We start from the raw sequence: 3,437 nt of genomic DNA, 5'->3' as shown, positions 1-3,437 counted from the left end.
CTAACTCTTACTCGGCGGGCATCCCACCCACTATATGTTACGACCTAAGCCCGGTCGCTCTGCCAGGCACTCGAACCCAAAATTCAAACCCATATGGTCATCGGAATCCGACCTATCCTTACCTTCATACAAATAAAACAAAGAAGCTTATAACGTTTTGTAACCGATGGGAATATGAGTTCCGAGGAATTCCTCACGCATTTCAACGTTTGAATGTCTGTCACTTTTTTATCTAGTCGTCAGCCGGTTGTACGCCTGGACGGAAGAGCTGGTTATCCTCAGAAGCTTCTCTTTGAAATTACGCTCCAGTCTGTCCGTTGAGATTCCAATCCAAAACAACTATCCTAGAACTTCATACATGCCAAAAACAGTCGTTCAACATATCCCGGGATTGACCACAGGAACCCCGCACTCTTTCTTGAATGCCATGCTCCAAATAAATTTAAATAAACATATAGAGAAGGCTTACCCCTTCATAGGTGAGAATTTTTTGTAAGCCTATGGGTAAAGCCTAAAAACGAAAGCCCTGCAGAGACTTTCTCTCCACAGGACTTCCACTGTATCCAGCCACTTTAGTGTTTTAAAGCAGCGGGGGACTGACCCCGATATCGAGATTTTCTCTCCACAGGACTTCCACTGTATCCGACTGCTTTAGCGCTTTAAAGCAGCGGGGGACTGACCCCGATATTCTCATACACACCGACCGCATGAAATCCTTCAAGGACAGACACCTATGCCAACACCAACCCATCTACCTGTAAAAGCAGAAGATGTGGAACTAAAAGCAACACCAGTCATGAATGGACTCTATCATACTTACAAATGATCCGCGTAATTTAATGGCATAACATAACTTGCTAGCCTTTTAAAAATGACTAAATAAAGGGGTTTTTTGGCATGCCATATTTTAACGCTCTATATCTTTATACTTCTCAAAATATCCCCCCCTTTAAATTTCTTATTATATTCCTGATTAAATATCATAAAAAAAGAAGCCTACCCGAGAAAATTTAGAGTAAAATCTTCCCGGATAGACTTTTTGAAGCGTACACCCCGATATTTTTGTTTACAACAGTAATTTGCTTATTTTATTACCTTAAATGAAGCGTTAATGGTTACCGTAACATCGTCTGCGTTGTCTGCAGTTAATGCAAACTCATACGTATTTTCACCTGTCTTACTAACGCTATTGGTTGCGCCATTTCCGGCAACTAGGTGATCAATAACTCCTGCAACAGCTGATTCTTTCGTGCTATCTTGTTCATCTTGGATTTCTATATTAGCAAATTGGTCTTTGTTTTCATATTCTACTATCTTCTGCTTTAATGTTTTAAGAGTTCCGGCTGCTTGGGTTAAATGGAACTTAGCGCCAGTTTCTACCGTAACGTCTTCTGCTCCATCTGTAGATAGTGTAACGTTCGATCCATCTTCATTAACTTCAGCAGTTACGCCTTCTGCCAGATCTAGACCTTCAATAACACCTTCAACGGCTGATTTTTTGTTCCCAGCAGTTTCGCCTTTAATCTCTAAATTCGAGAAATCAGTACCACTTACAGTGTCTTTAGCGGCTTGTAGATCTTGAGCTGCTTGGGTTAAATCAAAGGAAGCTTCAACTGTTACCGTAACATCATCTGCGTTGTCTGCAGTTAATGTAAACTCATACGTATTTTCACCTGTCTTACTAACGCTATTGGTTGCGCCATTTCCGGCAACTAGGTGATCAATAACTCCTGCAACAGCTGATTCTTTCGTGCTATCTTGTTCATCTTGGATTTCTATATTAGCAAATTGGTCTTTGTTTTCATATTCTACTATCTTCTGCTTTAATGTTTTAAGAGTTCCGGCTGCTTGGGTTAAATGGAACTTAGCGCCAGTTTCTACCGTAACGTCTTCTGCTCCATCTGTAGATAGTGTAACGTTCGATCCATCTTCATTAACTTCAGCAGTTACGCCTTCTGCCAGATCTAGACCTTCAATAACACCTTCAACGGCTGATTTTTTGTTCCCAGCAGTTTCGCCTTTAATCTCTAAATTCGAGAAATCAGTACCACTTACAGTGTCTTTAGCGGCTTGTAGATCTTGAGCTGCTATTTGTTCTTCAGTATAGACAGTCCATCCATCGTCTTCTTTAACAGCCGTGTATGTCTCCTCATTAGCATTAAATTCGAATTCACCATCTAAATTAGATGTATCAAATGAATCACCGTCTACATTATCAAAAGTGAATGTCATTTCGTTGGCTTCGTTATCTTTTGTTTCTGTTGCGACTGAGAATTTAACACTTTTATCTTCACCATAATCAACAGTCACATTTTCAGCATCTAAGTCAGTACTTGAAGTTGCTGTGAAATATGAGTTTGCTGGAGTCTGATCAAACCCATCTTGACTGAATATCCATTTTCCATCTTTATAATTAGCTGTAACTGTTCTACCTTTATCAGTAAATTCAAAGCTTTCTACACCCTTCGGCACTGTGAATTTACCATCAGTATATGCAACGTTGTCAGGAATATTTTCTACACTGCCGTTAGCGTTATATTTTGCTTCTGTTGAATTTTCTTTCGCCGTATCAACTAACTTTTGTGCTTCATCAATGAATCCTTGGTTGTGATCATAAGCATCTTCGCTCATACCAAGTTCTTTTGCTGTATCAAGATTGTCTTGCGCATTGTTTACGATCTTTTGTTTCTTCTCGATGTTTTTCTCGTTAGTTATCTTTTTAACTACACCGCTAGCGGAAGACTTAGAAAGAGAAATATAAGTATCCACTGCTGAATCCAGTGTGTTTGTATCTTCCTCACTTACAAGGTCTTTCTGAGCGTCAGTAAGATTCTCATAAGCTTCCTGTGCATCTACAAGGGCATCGCCATTTTCAAGTGGGTTGCCATCAGGAAGGCCAGTAATCTTATCTGCTACTTTATCGGCTGCTGCCTGGTTCTTATCTTCTTTCGCTGTATCAACTAGTTTTTGAGCCTCATCGATGAATCCTTGATGATGATCATAAACATCTTGGCTCATACCAAGTTGCTTAGCTGTATCAAGATTGTTTTGTGCATTATTTACGATCTTTTGTTTCTTCTCGATGTTTTTCTCACTAGTTACCTTATCAACTGCACCTTGGGCTGAACCTTTAGAAAGTGTGATATATTGTTGCACTGCTGAATCCAGTGTGTTTTTATCTTCGTTACTTACAAGGCCTTTCTGAACGTCAGTAAGATTCTCATAAGCTTCCTGTGCTTCTACAAGGGCATCGCCATTTTCAAGTGGGTTGCCATCAGGAAGGCTAGTAATCTTATCCGCTACTTTATCGGCTGCTGCCTGGTTCTTATCTTCTTTCGCTGTATCAACTAGTTTTTGAGCCTCATCGATGAATCCTTGATGATGATCATAAACATCTTGGCTCATACCAAGTTGCTTAGCTGTATCAAGATTGTTTT

This window comes from Lentibacillus halophilus (assembly GCF_039522485.1).
GTDB classification, from domain to species: Bacteria; Bacillota; Bacilli; order Bacillales; family Amphibacillaceae; genus Lentibacillus; species Lentibacillus halophilus.
The sequence above is the reverse complement of the archived record's forward strand: the minus strand, read 5'-3'. Positions refer to the sequence as shown.